Source organism: Patescibacteria group bacterium, from assembly GCA_041661625.1.
Classification (GTDB): Bacteria; Patescibacteriota; Patescibacteriia; order JAHIZJ01; family JAHIZJ01; genus JBAZUB01.
The window spans coordinates 315,309-331,950 of record JBAZUB010000001.1 but is presented as its reverse complement, the minus strand read 5'-3'; the positions used below and the strand labels follow the sequence as shown (position 1 = coordinate 331,950).

13 protein-coding genes are annotated in these 16,642 nt (G+C 52.3%); 9 read left to right on the top strand and 4 right to left on the bottom strand.

Annotated features, from left to right (window positions below; genetic code table 11):
- The first annotated feature begins 14 nt into the window (after nt 1-14).
- From WC734_01760 to WC734_01720, 9 genes are all read left to right on the top strand, one after another.
- The gene (locus WC734_01760; GenBank protein ID MFA6197863.1) at nt 15-1,775 is read left to right on the top strand and encodes a penicillin-binding protein 2; all 1,761 of its coding nucleotides are present in this window, start codon (nt 15-17) and stop codon (nt 1,773-1,775) included.
- Between the two features lie 139 nt (nt 1,776-1,914).
- Complete coding sequence (locus WC734_01755; protein ID MFA6197862.1) at nt 1,915-3,204, top strand: Mur ligase family protein; 1,290 nt, start codon at nt 1,915-1,917, stop codon at nt 3,202-3,204.
- Nucleotides 3,205-3,262: 58 nt separating this feature from the next.
- Nucleotides 3,263-3,487 (top strand): hypothetical protein, encoded by a 225-nt coding sequence (locus WC734_01750; protein ID MFA6197861.1) that lies wholly within the window; start codon nt 3,263-3,265, stop codon nt 3,485-3,487.
- Nucleotides 3,488-3,638: 151 nt separating this feature from the next.
- Entirely contained in the window at nt 3,639-4,652 is a 1,014-nt protein-coding gene (locus WC734_01745) for an asparaginase domain-containing protein (protein ID MFA6197860.1), read from the top strand.
- The gene (locus tag WC734_01740) at nt 4,649-5,254 is read left to right on the top strand and encodes a hypothetical protein (GenBank protein MFA6197859.1); all 606 of its coding nucleotides are present in this window, start codon (nt 4,649-4,651) and stop codon (nt 5,252-5,254) included. The genes WC734_01745 and WC734_01740 overlap by 4 nt, the downstream gene beginning before the upstream one ends.
- A 320-nt stretch (nt 5,255-5,574) precedes the next feature.
- Nucleotides 5,575-5,997 (top strand): single-stranded DNA-binding protein, encoded by a 423-nt coding sequence (ssb, locus tag WC734_01735; GenBank protein ID MFA6197858.1) that lies wholly within the window; start codon nt 5,575-5,577, stop codon nt 5,995-5,997.
- Nucleotides 5,998-6,611: 614 nt separating this feature from the next.
- Nucleotides 6,612-7,640 carry a hypothetical protein gene (locus tag WC734_01730; protein MFA6197857.1) on the top strand — a complete coding sequence of 343 codons (1,029 nt, stop codon included), beginning with the start codon at nt 6,612-6,614 and terminating at the stop codon, nt 7,638-7,640.
- Between the two features lie 57 nt (nt 7,641-7,697).
- Nucleotides 7,698-7,991 carry a hypothetical protein gene (locus tag WC734_01725; GenBank protein MFA6197856.1) on the top strand — a complete coding sequence of 98 codons (294 nt, stop codon included), beginning with the start codon at nt 7,698-7,700 and terminating at the stop codon, nt 7,989-7,991.
- Nucleotides 7,992-8,004: 13 nt separating this feature from the next.
- A complete protein-coding gene (locus WC734_01720; protein ID MFA6197855.1) occupies nt 8,005-8,628 on the top strand; it encodes a hypothetical protein in 624 nt (207 codons plus the stop codon).
- An 81-nt stretch (nt 8,629-8,709) separates the two neighbouring features.
- Here WC734_01720 and WC734_01715 read toward each other — a convergent pair whose 3' ends face one another.
- The 4 genes from WC734_01715 to WC734_01700 all read right to left on the bottom strand — a co-directional run bounded on the left by WC734_01715 (nt 8,710) and on the right by WC734_01700 (nt 16,394).
- Nucleotides 8,710-12,420, bottom strand: coding sequence for a hypothetical protein (locus tag WC734_01715; GenBank protein ID MFA6197854.1), 3,711 nt, complete (start codon nt 12,418-12,420; stop codon nt 8,710-8,712).
- A gap of 1 nt (nt 12,421) precedes the next feature.
- Entirely contained in the window at nt 12,422-12,766 is a 345-nt protein-coding gene (locus WC734_01710) for a DUF5663 domain-containing protein (protein MFA6197853.1), read from the bottom strand.
- 74 nt (nt 12,767-12,840) lie between these two features.
- The gene (locus tag WC734_01705) at nt 12,841-13,719 is read right to left on the bottom strand and encodes a reverse transcriptase domain-containing protein (protein ID MFA6197852.1); all 879 of its coding nucleotides are present in this window, start codon (nt 13,717-13,719) and stop codon (nt 12,841-12,843) included.
- 536 nt (nt 13,720-14,255) lie between these two features.
- Nucleotides 14,256-16,394 (bottom strand): T9SS type A sorting domain-containing protein, encoded by a 2,139-nt coding sequence (locus WC734_01700; GenBank protein ID MFA6197851.1) that lies wholly within the window; start codon nt 16,392-16,394, stop codon nt 14,256-14,258.
- Nucleotides 16,395-16,642 lie beyond the last annotated feature (248 nt).

Below are 16,642 nucleotides of genomic sequence, written 5' to 3'. Positions count from 1 at the left end.
GGAGATACACGGGTATGACGTGGAAACGACACTACCAAAAAGATAAACGAAGAACCCGATCAATCGATCGCCTGCATATCCTGACAGTGGCGTTTTTTTTATTTGTCGTCGCGATCACCTATCGGCTATTCGATCTGCAGGTATTGCGTCATGGTTTCTATGAAGCGCTAGCGTCGAGTCAACACGACATAAATTCACTGCTGACACCGGAACGTGGTGAGATATTTGTGCGCGATCGTTCCGCTCAGGGACAGCTCTATCCGGTCGGTGCCAACAAAGGTCTATCGATTATTTATGCGATACCGAAGCAGGTCAAGGACGCCCCGGCTACAGCTGAGAAATTGGCCAGTGCTTTGGACATTGATCAGGCGGAAATTCAGCCCCGTTTAGAAAAATCCGAAGACTCTTATGAGCCGATCAAACGCCAGGTTGATGATGAAACCTTAGATAAAATAAAGAAACTGGACTTACCCGGAATTGAATATTCCAAAGAAAGCGTTCGATATTACCCCGAGGGGAGGTACTTCAGCCAGCTCTTAGGTTTCGTGGGCTATCAGGGCGATGTCCGAGCCGGACAATATGGATTAGAAGGTTATTTTGATAAGGAGTTGGCGGGACAGCCGGGTTATTTCAAAGCCCAAACAGACGCCAGTGGGCGCTGGATTACCGTAGGCGATACTAAACTGGAAGAAGCTGTCAATGGTTCGGATCTGGTGCTGACGATTGATCGGACGGTGCAGTATACCGTTTGCACCAAAGTTGCCAATGCCGTAAAAAAGCATGGTGCTGACGCCGGCAGTGCGATTGTCATGGATCCCAAGACGGGCGCTATTATTGCCATGTGCGGCTATCCGGATTTTGATCCCAATAAGTATAATGAGGTCGAGAGTCCAAGCGTCTACTTTAATCGGTCGGTCTATCAGCAGTATGAACCCGGATCAGTGTTCAAGCCGATTACCATGGCGGCCGCGCTTAATGAAGGCGCGGTCGGGCCGGACACAACGTTTGTTGATACCGGCTCGCTCCAAGTAGGCAAGTACACCATACGCAATGCTGATAACAAAACCTACGGCGAACAAAACATGACGCAAGTACTGGAAAACTCGATCAACACCGGGGCGATATTTGCTGAACAGAAAACCGGTAATGAAAAATTCAGTCAGTACGTGGAACAATTTGGTTTTGGCCGTACCACCGGGATTACCCTGAGCTCGGAGAGTGGCGGTGATATTAGTTCCTTGGAAAAGAACAAGGACATCTATTCCTTTACCGGATCATTTGGTCAGGGTATCACGGTCACACCACTCCAATTGGTTACGGCCTATGCGGCGATTGCCAATGGGGGCAAGCTTATGAAGCCATACGTAGTGGATGAAATCATTAAAGACAATGGTTACGAGGAAAAGACCGAGCCGACCGTAGTCCGGCAGGTGATCTCTCCCAAAACCGCTGCTACCTTGGGCGCGATGCTGGTGCGGGTGGTGGAAAACGGGCACGGTAAGCAGGCCGGAGTGTCGGGATACTACATTGCCGGCAAAACCGGTACGGCTCAAATACCTTACACCGACCGACCGGGTTATGATCCGAACCGAACCATTGGTACGTTTGCCGGCTTTGGACCGGTGGAAGATCCAGCCTTCGTCATGGTAGTAAAACTGGATGTACCGCGTGACGTGATCTGGGCGGAAAGCTCGGCCGCGCCATTGTTTGGCGACATTGCCAAGTTTCTGTTAAACTACTACGAAGTTCCGCCTACGAGGACGGATCAAAAGTAAATTCAAATATCTAATATCGAAATTCTAAACAAATACCAATTAGGGATGATCAAATATCTTTAAGCCTTGAGAACAATGTGATTTGATAAATTGAAGTTTGTTTAAGGGTTAGAAATTGGTATTCTGTGCTTACACGACCATGTTTAAGAAAGTAATCCAAAACATTCTGCGTTCGCTGGCCACCAAAGTGATCCGCAGACATCAGCCACGAATCATCGCCATTACCGGCAGCGTCGGCAAGACTTCTACCAAGGAGGCGATCTTTACCGTCGTTTCGGAAAAACTGCACGTCCGACGCAATATCAAGAATTACAACAACGAATTGGGCGTACCGCTGACCGTGTTGGGTGAGGAGTCGGGCGGATCAAATCCACTGCGCTGGCTGGGCATCATCTGGCGAGGATGGCGGCTCTCCATGAAACCATCCAAAAGCTACCCGAGCGTATTAGTATTGGAAATGGGCGCCGATCACCCCGGCGATATCAGCTATCTGGTTAAAATAGCGCCGCCTTCGATCGGCGTGATCACCAGTGTTGGCCCGGTGCACTTGGAATATTTTCATAAGATCGAAAAAGTAGCGCATGAGAAATGCGAAATTATCCGTTCTCTGCCAGCCAGCGGGTACGCGGTTCTCAACGCCGATGATGACTTGATTGTGCCCATGCGCGAATTGACTGGTGCGAAGGCTATTACCTATGGTTTCGGTGAATCGGCTGATGTTCGGGCGCACGATGTAAATATGGATATTGAATCTGGCGATACTGGATCCATGCGAATAAAGGGTTTGAGATTCAAGGTCACCTATCGCGGCAGTGTGTTTCCGGTGCAGCTTCCTGGCGCGGTCGGTCGTCACCAGGTATATCCGGTATTAGCGGCTATGGCGGTTGGATCGGTGCTTGGCTATAATGCCGTTGAAATGACTCAGCGGCTCGAACGCTACCGATCTCCGGCTGGTCGGATGAAAATAATATCCGGCATCAAGCAAACCACTTTGATCGACGATTCCTATAATTCTTCACCCGCCGCGGCTAAGGCGGCACTAAACACCATTCGTGACTTACCCATAGCGGGCAAAAAGTACGCGGTGCTGGGAGATATGGCGGAATTGGGACACTACACCGAACCGGGCCATCGCGAAGTGGGGGATCGGGTCGTTTCTTGTGTTGATTATCTGGTGACCGTAGGCGAACGGGCTCGGATAATTTCCGCCGCGGCTATGACAGCCGGTTTTTCCAATGATCACATATACAACTTCGATGATGCGTCATCCGCCGGGCGATTCTTACAGGATCGCATTCAGCCCGGTGACGCTCTTTTGGTTAAAGGATCTCAAGTAGTTAGGATGGAGCAAATAGTCAAGGAGCTGATGGCTCAACCAGACCGGGCAACAGAATTACTGGTCAGGCAGGGACCGGAATGGCAGAGTTAAGGGTCGGTTCGATTCAGCGAGGAGGGATCGAGCTATGGATAGCCCAGGAAGGTCTGCGATGGACATCGGACAAGCGACTCGACTGGTGTGGACGATCTTCGAGTATACCGGCGATGCTGTGCCGGTGACCTACCTGATTGAGTACGCTCTGTTCGAGGGTGATGGCCTAACGGTGTGTCGAATGGTGCCTGGCAATAAGTTCATACTGGAACTACCAGAGACCCAGGCGCTGGAGGAACATCGGGTGGATGTGGCTGACTTAGTAAGAGCCCATGCCTCGTAAGAACGCATGGGTTTACTTTTTTATGCGACGGCATTTACCAAATTTATACCTTTTAATTAAAAGGTTAATAAACCACCCCCTAACCTTGATATACGCAGATATATATGTTATTCTAGAGCCGTCTAATTGTTAAGAGACGGCGCAGGGTAATATGCCGAACAAACGGCCCAAAATATGTGTTATGTTCTGCGGCGGATCGAAGCTGATCGGTCGGCTCAACAAGACTCTAGAAGTGCGATCCGAGCCGGATATTGCCCGCTGGTTGGACGAAGTTCCAGAGCTGAGAATTATCGCTGATCTGGATCCGGTGTTTATATTTGACGGCAGCGGCCAAGCGATATCGCCGGATATTTGGATCCAGCTGGCTCGGCAGATAAAAAAACACTACGCGCAGTATGACGGCTTTGTGATCATGCACGCGTTTGACTCCATGGTTTATACCGGGGCGGCCTTGAGTTTTATGCTCCAGAATTTAGGGAAGCCAGTTATCTTGACCGGAGCACAGGAAAATACTAATGATGACACAGACGAAGGCGCCAACTTGGGCGGTTTCCGCCGTCTCGGCATTAGAGCCAATTTGATCAATGCGGTTCAAGTGGCCACCATGGATATTGCCGAGGTCTGCATTATGTTCGGCAATCGCCTGATGCGCGCCACCCGCACCCATCGGAATCAAAATGATCCGGTAAATATATTTGATTCGGGGAGCGACACGCTAGGAAAGGTAGATTTTGGCATCAAGCTTAATGAAGTACGACAACGCCGACGCCGAACCGGATTATTGGTTCGAGCGGAAATTTCTTCGGATGTAGTTGTGACCGGCATTCATCCCGGCATGCAGCCGCAAGCACTTTTAAGCTCGATTGGCGCCAACGTAGCGGGCGCCATCTTGCCAGCCAACCTTATGCGCCTGCCCAAATCGGAATGGGCCGAACTCAACCGCCAGGCTCAAGCACGAAAACTGCCGCTTATTTTACCTGGTTTTGCCGAACATATACCAGCATCACTGCAATATCTGGTTCCCGTACCACGCATGATTGAGGAAGTCGCGTTGGTAAAAGTCATGTGGGTGCTGGGGCAGACCCGGTCGATTAATCAGGCGAGAGAATTGATGACGGCCAATTTGGCGGACGAATTCTTGCCGGAGCTGGAGGTTAGACAATGAAAATATACTTCTTTGCTAGTGCCAGTTTGGCCGAACGTACCCGCCAGCGGCAGAATAAAATCCGGGATCTGCTGACACGTTCAGGTATTACTGTAGCTACCAATTTAACTCCCTTGAGCGAGGTCGATGCGACCTGGCAAGATCGGGCCGAAGAACTTGGCCAAAGCCTCCTGGACCAAATGGACGCGCTGGTGATCGAGGGCACACAATCCGATCCGGAAGTCGGTTATCTATTGGCTTATGCCATCTCCGGAAAAAAACCGACCCTGTATCTCATGGAGAAGGGGAGCCAAGCCAAGAATCCGTTGTCGTATCTGGCACCCAAAAATATACCAGCCAATATCTTGGTCAGAACATATACCGATCACACGATTGACCGAGCCGTTTCGGAATTGTTGGAACAAATAGAACACAGCGAGTACGCCGAAACACCCTCGATCAAGTTTACGCTCCGTATTACGCCTCTGATTGAGCAGTATTTACATTGGAAGACGCACAACACCGAGCTGTCAAAAGCTGATTTCCTGCGCCAGCTGATTATTGATGAAGTGATCAAGAAAGATGAGGAGTATAAGAAATATCGGCATAGACATACTGAATAGAGCAAGTCAAAATTCAAAATTAACAATGCAAAATTAAGGTAGCTCCTAATGCGGGGGCTTTTTAGGATTTAACATAGCAGCAATCAACGCATAATACGGCGTTATCTATTGACTTCGATAAGCCAGGTGCTAAAATGTAATTAGGAAATAGAGCCGTCGCACATTATAGCGCCGTCGCACAAAACTGATAAAATTGGCCGCGGGATATATTTACTGGACAAACAAACCGCCGTCGGCCAATAGCGCCGTCGCGAGGCATTGTGGATAAACTGGTTACAACCAGATACAAAAAGCCAGGCCGGGAGAAATCAAGAGGCATCATGAATCTAAACAAGGCCAGCCTGATCGGCAATCTAACCGCCGATCCGATCAAACGGACGATTCCGTCCGGTCAGCAGGTCGCCACATTCTCAGTCGCGACCAACTATGTCTGGAAGGACGCTCGTTCACATGAAAAGAAAGAAGTAGCCGAGTTTCACAATGTGGTTGCCTGGGGTAAGTTGGGTGAAATCTGCGCTATGTATCTGAAGAAAGGTAGCAAGGTATATCTGGAGGGGAGACTTCAGACTCGATTCTGGGCTGATCGCAAGACCAACACGCGCCGATCGCGCACCGAGATTATCGCCGATGATCTGATTATGCTGGGCCACATTGGCACTAAGCGCGAAGAAGCCCGCGAGCAGAAAAAGCAAGAAGTCATGGCCAAGGAAGGCGTCAGTATTGATGAAGTCCCGGTAGAGTAACGAACCATGTTCGGCCGGGGCGCCACCGAACCGCGTTCCCGGCCGAACCTAGTTGCGCATTTACAACAGACAAAAGAACTTAGGCTTGCCCATCGTTGATCGATGCCGCATGGAAGTGATACCCGTCCTCTCATTTTCATCGGGACGGTCGAGATGGGCAGTTCCGAGATCTTTTGACAACATAATCAGCCGAGAACATGAAGACGGGCGTGTACCGTCTTTTTATTGTCCGCCGACGCAATTAGCGCAAACAGTTTTGTGCAACGTTTAGGCGGACAATCCACCGAAACTCGAAGAGCGTAGGTGGGTGCTTTGGCGGATTACGCGCGATATGGAGTATTCGGTGAAATCATCGTTACTCCAAAGCTTTGGTCTTCGTATTCCCGGCCGCGCTCTGCTCATCGGAGAAGATTATTAACTAAGACATCTCCCTGCCGTCTTTTCCTTGTTTGATCTGGGGAGAGAAAACCCCAGGTCGACCGAGGTTTCTTCCGGCCGGTGGGCAGAGTGGGGGAATCGCTCTTTCACATTCACAGAAAGGAGGATCACGTAACCGTTCGGTCCGTGTCTCGGTAAACTTAGGGTACGGTCACGCATATTCCGGGAGGTTTGAAATGAAGAAACTTCTGGTGCTCGGTTTGCTGGCGGCGGTGCTGGTGGTCGGATGCGGGTTGGAGCACAAGGCTCTAACCGATCTCGGGCAAGACTCCGTCGCGACTGACCCGCACAATACTATCCGTACTGTGCAGTTCCAAGAGCCGGTCAGCATCGATCAGTTGATCGACCTTGAGCAGCGCTATGGATTCAAAGTGGAGGAACTTCGTTTCGAGTACGATGGTATGACCTGCGGATACACCGTGAATGGTCGCGAGCTTGCTAGCGTACAGGACGATTTCTATCGGCAGCATATGGATTTCTTGACGCACACCCAAATGAAGATTGCCGGTGGCGGTCAGGAAAAAGGTCGACCTAGCGATGCTATGATGGCAGGTATGATCGAGGAATGCCGTAGCCGTTCCATCGGTGTGCCGATCGTCAGTCTGCGTAACGAGTTGGCTGATACTACGATCCACAATCTGAAGCTGATACTCCGCGATGATATCGTTGTACTACCAACCAACCGCCAGATTGAAACAATACCCGTATTGGTTGATAGCAGTCACAATGCCCATGGACAACCGCAGTCGCTCTGGCATGAACGCTGGGCACCGTACGGTGGCGGGTCAGCAGTGACTCGGCAGTACACCGACCAGTCGTTTATCTTCAATGATGGCCGGGACTTTGTCGACAATCGGACGTATGAGCACGAGACTCAGATCTACGATCGCAACTTCGCGAACTACGCTGGCTATTGGGCGACGAATATGCCAAGCGCGTACAAGGACACGCCGTTCATGGACAGCATCGACAACTTCACGGTCGGGTGCTATCGCGCGAATCAGCTGCAAATGAACCGGTGGTACTGGACCTACATGTCTCTAAGCGCCCAATCTCACTCCACGGCAGTTTGCAGGATCAAGGGACAGATCGGGCATCGTAACCCATCGTGGTGTTACTCCACGTGGTGTGTCTTTCCCGACGGTACGACGGGTACGATGGCCTACTTGGCTCTTCCCAACTATGGCTGCAGCTGGCAGTACTAGTTGGCTGGGGAAACCGCAGGGTTTCCCCTTAACTCTATTATTTGTTACATTATATATATGAAAAAAGCAATCATCATCTCAATCATCGTTGTTGTGACGCTAGGGGTACTATTTCCACTAGTTGGTCAGCTAATTCAATCCAACAACTCAAATGTTCCGCCAATCTGTCGTAGTCAAGCCGCCCTGCTAGTTCCGAAATCATTGCGTTTGATAACCCTATTTCAGGATACAAAAGATTACCAACCTATTGTGGTATCAAAGGCGCGAACAATATTTAGTATCCCAGTACGTAAAATAAGTTTTCCAACGATGGAGGATTGTCGAAACGGAACCAGCGCAATAGCTGAATAAAATAACAATACATATGAGCAAACTATCAAAACTATTTTTCATCATACCGGCAGTAAGTTTCGGTATTATAACAGCGGTAGGTGATTTTCCGCACAAAACATTGATTGAAGTTGTATGCCTTTGGATTTTGCCGCTGATATATGTTTATCTACTATTGCGGAGCAATTTATCGATCCGGAAGAAACTATGGTATCCCGTTATTATGATCGTGAACACGGGTATTGCGGAAGCCATTGGTATTTTTCTCGAACCGCGCTACCCAATGTCAATCACCATGTCCAGCTGGGATTGGTATAATTACCGGGTATTCTATTATTTTATTGGAATTATTCAATTTGTGCTATTTACGGGTCTGATTGTAGTTACAACATCAAAGAAAATTAACGTCGTACTCTCAAACAGTATCACGGGTGTCGTACTGGCGTTCTATGGTTGGCTGAGCACATCTGCTTTCGCGGATTATCGGCCATTGCTGATATCAAAACAACTGCCGATAATATTGGCGCTGTTTGTAGTTGTGGGATATATATTTTATCGAATATTAAAATTGAGAATGAATACGTTATATTCGATCGTACTAACCCTGATTATTTCATTCATCTATCTTTATCCAACTGTTTATTCAAGCGGTGTGTAGATGTTCGTAATTAGTAACGTCAGCTATAATCAAAAACAGCCTTCCGCTTGGTGGCTGTTTTTGCTGTATACGGTTTACAAACTACGCAATCTTCTTATTAATCGTTTCAAGTACGTTTCTTACTTTCGTATCCGACCCAACCCGCTCCACTATTTCCATAAAGACTTTACGCATGGACTGTCCGACGTCCCGGGCGGATCGGAAATCGAGTCCGGCTTTTTCCAACGGAGCGCTTAGGGCGCCGGCTTTAGCGGCGTCGGTTACTTTCATCTCGCCCAGCGAGTGCAGAACTTCGCGCGTCGTCCCAGTCTGGGGAAGTTTTTCTAGAATATCCAGTCCCTTGCTAAGCGCGTTAAGGTTTGATGATGACAGTTCGATGCTCCCCGCGGATGATTCCACGACCGGGGCGGCCGTTTCAACAATTACGCCCGCGACAGCCGGATAGCAGTCGGGATTGACTTCGTGGAATCGAGCATAAAGTTCGGGATTCGTATTGGCCAAGTCTAGGATTGACTTTTGGATCGCGTTTTGAGTCATGTGGTCGGCAAGGGCGGCGGCTAATTGATCATGGCTGGCGCCCAGAAGTTCCGCGGTCGGATTGGCCGTATCGGGAGCGGTAATGTTAGCGCCATGAATCAAGTGATCGATAATAGTGTCGTTAATCGGTTCACCCGGATGATTGGAAATCCACTGGCCGATTACTTCGTTGTTGTGTGTGATCGAATCAACGGCTTGCTGGCTAAGCTCTTTGGCGTGCGACACCACCTCCGGCAGGTTCACGGCATGCGGTCCTTCAAACGCGGCCGTAAAATCAATTTCCTTGCCCACAGCCAGTTGATCCACATTATCTAAACCAAATTCCTGGGGATTGGCGACAACCCGATCTTTAATGCTATCGATAATATAGGCTTTACGCGCCGCATCCAGTTTGTCAAAATTATCACCCAAGCGCCGATGCAGCTGATCGGTGGCCATCTTCCACACGCTGTCGCCTTTATGGGTCACCTCCTTGAAGCTGGCGGCTCGTTCGGCGGCTTGCCGTCCGGCTTCGACAGAAGCGCCAGCACCAGTTTCGGCGGCAGGCGCGGCATGTCCACCGGCCTCGACCGCAGCTCCAGTGCTCGTTTCAACACCAGCCGGGGCGTGTAATCCTGTATCGGCCGACATACCTGAACCAGTAGCGCCAGCGTTGTGGCCCGTTTCCGAGGCTGCCAAACCGGCTTTACCGGTCGCGCCAGCACCGTGGGAAACGTCGGCCGCGTTAGATGATTGGCCGGCGTGTTCCAAGCCGGATTTGGCGGCCGACTTGGCAGCTCTGGCGTTCTCCAGACGATCCATGCCAGCCATGGCTACGGTGGCACCCGTCACTACGCCTATGCCGATTGACGCGACCCATTTGAAGACTGCTCGAAGACGGTTATCGGCTCGATCAAAAGCAAAGGCTTCGTGCAGGCGGCTTTGTTCATCGAGAGAATTATCCAATACTCCGGCAATAATTTGCTCGGGTGTCTCGCCGACATGGTCGCGGAGATAATTTTCAATTTCCTTTTGTTGGTCTAGTTGGTATTCGGCCAATAGCATATTGCCAGTATCGTCCGACCATGTTTTTTTCAGTAGACGGGTGGTGTGGGTGCCAAATTCTCCCTGCCCGGCTTCGCCGTAGCGGGTGATATGGGCAGCTAGTCTGGTGCGAAGCTGGGCACGACTCATACGGGATATTTGTTCGGCCGTAAATTTTTTGGTCCAACCCTTTTTCTCGATCAAACCCTGCAGGCCACCTTCGGCCATCATGGTTGAACCGACGGACGACATGGCTACCCGGGCGCCCAGAATGGCAGCACCCAGAACCGGACTGGCCAGACCGCCGGTGGCGATACCGGCGCCGAGCAGGCCAATACCAATCAAGGCTCTTTTACCGGAATTTTTGCGCCAAAATTCTTTGAGTCTATGTCCGGCCGAACGTTCACCGGATGATTTCATTGCTTCGCGCAGGGCAGTCTCCTCGGCGAATCGATCGGTTAACGCTAACTCTACCAAGCGTGTCTGCAGTTCTCGGGCCACGTCTGGCTGAGACAGGTCGCGCCCGGCAAAATCTTGTTTGATTTGTTCAACCTTGGGTTGCTGTTCAGCGGCCAGCGCTGCTTGGTACTCGACAATTGATTGATTTACTTCCTCGTTGCCTACCCGGCCAAAGATTTGACCGCGTTTCATCAAAGTACGAGCGGCTTTGGCTCGAGCTAGCTCCAGCGGTGTGGGTTCGTGGGGTTCGTCGGACTCGGGTCGATCGAATGTCTCCAGCGGCGGGGGAGCATCGATGGGTTCTGGAGGCGCGTTTGTTTCCGGTCGCTCTGATGCATCAGCCGCCTGTGATGTATCGGGCGCTGATTCTGGTGAAGCTGTTCCTGAGCGGTGATCAGGGTTGGCGCGCCGGTTTACCTCAGCAGCCAGTAGACTCGATTGTCTTTTTAAGTGTGACACCCTTTCTTGTAATTTTCGCATGCGAAACTCAAACGCCAATGTGCCGTCTTTGTCTGATTCGGGCGGTTTGTGGGCCTCTTCGTGAAGAATTTCAATATTCAATGCTCCAGCTCGCGATTCTAAACTTTCCTGTTCATTTAGCAGGGCTTTGGGTGAGGCGCTAGCGAGTCCGCGGGCATATGCCTCTTCCGTATATGCGTCGGTGTTTGTACCTGGTGGAGTTTCGGTTGGAGAGGCGATGTCTGGGGTGGTTTCGGGCGCTGTATCTGGTCGGATCGGGTCGGTGGCTGTTTCGGTAATGTGTTCTGGTGCGGTAACCACGCCGGGTGTTTCTTTAAGCTGCTGATCAATACGTCGGAACTGGTCGGCAAGGGTGCGATCAGCGTAGGTGTTTCGACCGTTGTAACCCTCCATTTTTGCGGCCAAAGTCGCACGGGCCTTTGCCAGGTCTTCCGGTGATAATCCGGCAATATCGTCTGGTTCCAAACCCAGCACTTCGTGGGCGCTGGTCAGGTCAGGCTTGAGCCATTCTTTTGTTATCCGTCTTTCAACAATTGGTGCGTTTGGTGTGGCTGGGGTATCAACGTCACTTCCAAGGTCAGCTTGGTGAGAAGCTGTATCCGGTCCTGCCTCTACTGGCTGGTTAACATTCACTGTGTCCGGGACCGTGTCTACAGCAGGCTTAATCCCCATCACATCGTCATAATCATTGCCCAGAATCTTTCTGAGCTCTTCTTCTGTGATATCTGAACTGCGTGAGAGTTCGGGTAGTGGTTCGGCTGGTTTGTCGTCGGGAATAAGTGGCTCAGCGATGTTGTCTAGGTTATCCGAGGTGAGTTTGGCCGCTTGTTCTACCTCTAGTGCCATTTCGAGTTCTTTGTTGTCTAGTTCGCTCGCTAAGGGTACCGTAGAAACAACGGGCTCCGGCGATGGTTCGACGGGTGGCTTGGTGGTGTCGGCAATGGTTCTGAGCGGCGCAGGCGGCGGTTCAGTCGGATCGGGCGGGGCTAGAAATTCTTGAGCTTCAACGATGCCTAATTGCGCCACTAACTTTTTCCGCCAACTTTCGGATCGGACTTTTCCATCCAACTCGGCCTGCAAAGTGTCAGCGGCTTGTTTGCGATCGACTGAATTAAGCGCGGCCAACTCAGCCGGTGTCATTCCCATAACATCATGCGCACTGGTTAGGTCCGGTAAGTCATGCGCCGCCGTGTCCCGACGGCCACGTTTTTTATATTCACCTCCGGGGCGTTTTGGCTGGCGCGGGGCTTCATCATCTTGGCGTCGCGGATGTCCTTCTCGTGATCGAGCCATATTATTTAGGCTTAACGGATTCTTTGGTTACCATTTGGCGCAGGATGCCTACATCATCGAGCATTTCTTGTTTGAATACGGTGATTTCTTCGGCCATGATCTGGTTGTACTCGGGTATCACTTTTTGGAGAAAACCATCAAACTCTTCGCTGGTAGCGCCTTTGGCAATCAATGCATCAAGATCGGCTTGGGCAGTCACGGGCAGGCGTTCCAACAGCCGGTCAGTAATACGATGCTGAACCACCTCGCTCATTTTGGCAACCAAATCATCCTGCTTTTCCTTGGGCAGGTCTTGCAGGCCAAGCAGTTCGATAATATTCGACTTTAGCAATTGGGTCGGTTCCATAGTTTTAATGTTATGTATTTGAATTTATTATGGCATCATTTATTTGATTGCGCAAATAGAAAAACAGCAGGTGATCAGCCTACTGTTAGCCGTTGGCGGTACAGCTCGTACTTCCTTCGAACCCTCATCTCAATGCGCTTGGGATGCTGGCCGCGGGTAACGGCTTTGAACGCGCCCATGGTTCCTTCCACTATATCGACGGGTACGCTCCCGCGGTAAGTGGCGACATGCAACAGGCCTCGGATATGCCGGAGATAGTGGCGCGGAAGGAACAACCGGCCGCCTTTGTCGAGTCCCACCCCGGTGATGACCACCGGTCGCTTCAGGATATCGACTACCTGGCATTTGCGGTGCTGGATCGGCAGGCCAGCCGCGATGATGATATCGCGGATCTGCCAGCGTATGCGGCAGCCAATTACCACATCGGATGAGAATGTCAGATCGTCCAGGTAGCGGGTATAGGTGATACCGTGTTGCCAGCAGAGCTCGATCAGCTGCTCGTCGATCAAACGTGCCGCGTAGAAGTTGAACAAGTCGGGCGAAGCTGGCGCGCCGGTGACCAAGCCACCGCGTGGATCCAGGCAGTATCGATCTAGGAATTCACCGATCGCTACCGCATTATTCTCTGGTACCAGTCTGGTCAGCAGTTCGATCAGTTGCAGTCGGTTCACCTGGCGATAGGCGCTGTGCAGGTCGATCAGATAAAAAAACTGATGAAAGCGGTGCGGTAAAACGTTGTTTACCGGACTGCAGCCTGGCAGCATGCCTGTGACCACACTGCTGTCTACCGGGAGTTGTCTGATGCGTCGGATAATCCGGGCGTGGACGAGGCGCATCGACCGGTTGGGTGCGCCGATCCATCTGATCTTGTGATAACCGCTCACCGGATTCCGATCCCGATATGGGAAATAGCGGAATGCCGGAGTTTCGACTGAGGTATCATCATCCGGCATTTTTGCCTCCAAGGTAAAAAGGGCGTGGGCTGAACAAGTCAGCGGACGCCCCGGAAGTCAGCGAGATAGTGCCATTGCCGCTGAGGCCGCTGTCTCCCGTACATCGCACTCCGTGCGCATTCAATGCGCGGCGGAAAACGCCCCTCACGCTCAAGCCATCACATAGGATGCGAACGGCACAAGGTGAGAAAGGGAGAAGTCGGCCTGTCATGAGACGCAGCCCGTGGGCTGTGCTCTCTCCACGACGTCCGTCGTGAAGGGTTCCTCAATGGTACCAGCACCATCTCATTGCTGACTTCCGGGTGCTTCCCGGATGGGAAGCGTGGCGTCTGCCAGGGGCTGGCAGCGCCCTGACTTTATCATTCTGTCTAGTGCGGTGTCAATTAAGTAAAAAAACAAAGATACTACTAGCCCATATAGTATTTTGAAATAAAAAAACGGGCAGAGAGTGACGAGGGTAGGGCGTTGTCTCTCGGCCCGTTGCTAGCCGTGGTAGAGGGCACGGCTAACATTGTGTAGCTGGTTGCTGTGGTCGGCTACTGGAGCACGACCACCTTCTTGGTGATGTGTTGGTCGCCGGCGACGAGGCGCAGGTAGTACGCTCCGGACGCGACGGGTTCATTGTACGTTACCGCGTGCGAACCCGCTGTTTGAGGTCCGTTGATGAGGTCGGCCACTCTCGCGCCGGCGACGCTGTAGAGGACCAGCTTCACGTCACCTGCGGTCGGCAAGGAGAACCGCGCTCCGATCCGTCCGGTAGTCGGATTGTCCGCGCTCAGGGAGAAGGCGAGGGGCGCGTTGTCTGTTGGCACGCTGGACGGGTTCGGGGTCACGAACGCGTCGTCGCTCGTGTTCCCGTTGAAGTCCGTGGCTGTAATCCGGTAGTACATGTTGGCCGGGGCGTTGTCCACGTACCCGGTGTTGCTCTGCTGGACGATCAGATTCTCAGGCCCGGGCACGAAGTCGGGTAGCGTGCTCCCGTATAGGCTGAAATAGTCGAAGTCCGCTTCCGGACTTTCCAGCCACGTGAGAACGTTCCCGCCGTTGTAGTTCAGGGCGAATCCGGCAGGCGGAGCCGGTGCCAGGTTGTCGACCGAGTAACCCGAGTCTGGGGCGCAGTCGTAATGCACGGAGGGCGAGCCGGTGTTGGCTCGGATGAAGAATGTCGAATAGCACATACCACCGGAAAGGCTAGAGTCGCAGAGCGTCGGGCACACGGCGTTGTAGGCGTCTTCACCCCAAGCCGGTACGGTCTGCAGGACATCCCAGTCTCCCGGAGGATACAACTTGTCGAACGAATCGACCCGTCGGAGGATGGTGTAGCTCACCACTGTTTCGGGGTCGTAGCTTGATCGACCCCATGAGATCCTGACCTGCTTGCCTTGGTCTCTCGGAATGTCGATGACCGAGGTGATCACGTAGCCGCAGGCAATACCGAGCGCGCCGATGCGACCACATCCGTACCCATCGACGCACGGTGACTCCGTGCTGATGGTGTACTGGCCAGTAGACGGATCGCAGAACAGCGGGTCTTCGGAGAAGTTCCCGCCGATGCCCGCGAAGTCACCGTCGCTGATGTCGCAACAGGTGATCTCGCTCGACAGAACGCCGTTCAGGTCGTCGGCGTTCCACAAGATGGTCTTGTCGATCACCAGGCTTACCACGGCGGAACCCTTATTGATCCCCGTGGCGCAGTCGGCGATGGTGTTGTTGGTGCTCTCGACCCAGATCTGGGGGCTGTACCCGTAGATCGAGATGGCGGCGACTGGGCAGTTGTAGATCAAGTTGCCCGACATGAGCGCGTGGGTGTCCGAGGAAGAGTTGGTTGAGACGTTGATCGCTGGCGTTGACATCATGGAGTTGCCGCACGCTTGGATCACATTGTCTTCGAGGTATCCCCAGACGGTCACGTCGCCGGTACCACCAAGGCTGACCGCGGTCCCGTTCAAGTTCTCGAAGAAACTGCGCCTGACGTAAACTGTATTGGTAGTCCCGCTACCAAGAGACCCCGTTCCTCCAACGTCGATCGCGGTTCCGTAACCGTACTCACCGCCGAACGTACAGTTGCGGAACGCGCAGTCCTCAACGGTCACAGTCGCGACGCGTCCACCTGTGTTCGAGATGTCGATAGGGGGCTGAGTCATACCGCCCCCCGAGTTGAAGTCGCGGAACTCGCTCCGCAAGAACAGCATAGTCACATACCCCGTGATGCTAACCCCGTTGTCCACGAAGACACAGCCGTCGATCGTGGGGCTAGCGCCGGACACGTAGATCGCCAAAGGCGCGTAGTACATGTAATCAAATCCGTTGATGATCTTGACGCCGATCAGCTTGGAGCCTGCCCCCTCACTTGAGTCGAAGTAGAATCCGATGTGGGGCGTTTCCGAGCTTCCCTGGCAGTCGATCACGCACGATTCCGGATTCCCGCTTTGGGAACGGACGGTGATCGCCTTGCCCACGAAGTCGATGTCGCGATTGCCGTCACCGGTAAAGATGCCGTCGGTGAGTTCGATGATGTCACCGCCGATGGCAGCGTTGATCGCGGCCTGGATGTTCGGTGTCGGCCCGCTTCCGTCGGGGTATACTACGTAGGTCGTAGCGTCCGCCCTATGCGGGACGATGAGTCCCACGAGCATGACTATGCACAGGGCGACGAGTAACTTCTTCGGGTTCATTGCTTGTCCTCCATAGGTTGAACCCCTGAACGCTACAGCCGACACCTTGCCAGCTGTAGAAACTACGCGAGTTATCAAAAAGCACCAGTGCTAGTCCAGTTCGCCCCTCCTAATTCGAACGGGTTAGCGTGAAAGTACCCGAATTATTCCCAGTACAGACGCCTATACCCTACAGGAATAGGGTATTTTGTCAATATTTTATTGCCTGAATTTGTGTGTATCAACGCCAAAAGCGGCTGGTGAGCCGG

What these genes read in the sequence shown, in the direction of transcription:
- WC734_01760 (MFA6197863.1), top strand. Translation starts at nt 15, where the DNA reads ATGACGTGGAAACGACACTACCAAAAAGATAAACGAAGAACCCGATCA.
- WC734_01755 (MFA6197862.1), top strand. Translation starts at nt 1,915, where the DNA reads ATGTTTAAGAAAGTAATCCAAAACATTCTGCGTTCGCTGGCCACCAAA.
- WC734_01750 (MFA6197861.1), top strand. Translation starts at nt 3,263, where the DNA reads ATGGACATCGGACAAGCGACTCGACTGGTGTGGACGATCTTCGAGTAT.
- WC734_01745 (MFA6197860.1), top strand. Translation starts at nt 3,639, where the DNA reads ATGCCGAACAAACGGCCCAAAATATGTGTTATGTTCTGCGGCGGATCG.
- WC734_01740 (MFA6197859.1), top strand. Translation starts at nt 4,649, where the DNA reads ATGAAAATATACTTCTTTGCTAGTGCCAGTTTGGCCGAACGTACCCGC.
- ssb (MFA6197858.1), top strand. Translation starts at nt 5,575, where the DNA reads ATGAATCTAAACAAGGCCAGCCTGATCGGCAATCTAACCGCCGATCCG.
- WC734_01730 (MFA6197857.1), top strand. Translation starts at nt 6,612, where the DNA reads ATGAAGAAACTTCTGGTGCTCGGTTTGCTGGCGGCGGTGCTGGTGGTC.
- WC734_01725 (MFA6197856.1), top strand. Translation starts at nt 7,698, where the DNA reads ATGAAAAAAGCAATCATCATCTCAATCATCGTTGTTGTGACGCTAGGG.
- WC734_01720 (MFA6197855.1), top strand. Translation starts at nt 8,005, where the DNA reads ATGAGCAAACTATCAAAACTATTTTTCATCATACCGGCAGTAAGTTTC.
- WC734_01715 (MFA6197854.1), bottom strand. Translation starts at nt 12,420, where the DNA reads ATGGCTCGATCACGAGAAGGACATCCGCGACGCCAAGATGATGAAGCC.
- WC734_01710 (MFA6197853.1), bottom strand. Translation starts at nt 12,766, where the DNA reads ATGGAACCGACCCAATTGCTAAAGTCGAATATTATCGAACTGCTTGGC.
- WC734_01705 (MFA6197852.1), bottom strand. Translation starts at nt 13,719, where the DNA reads ATGCCGGATGATGATACCTCAGTCGAAACTCCGGCATTCCGCTATTTC.
- WC734_01700 (MFA6197851.1), bottom strand. Translation starts at nt 16,394, where the DNA reads ATGAACCCGAAGAAGTTACTCGTCGCCCTGTGCATAGTCATGCTCGTG.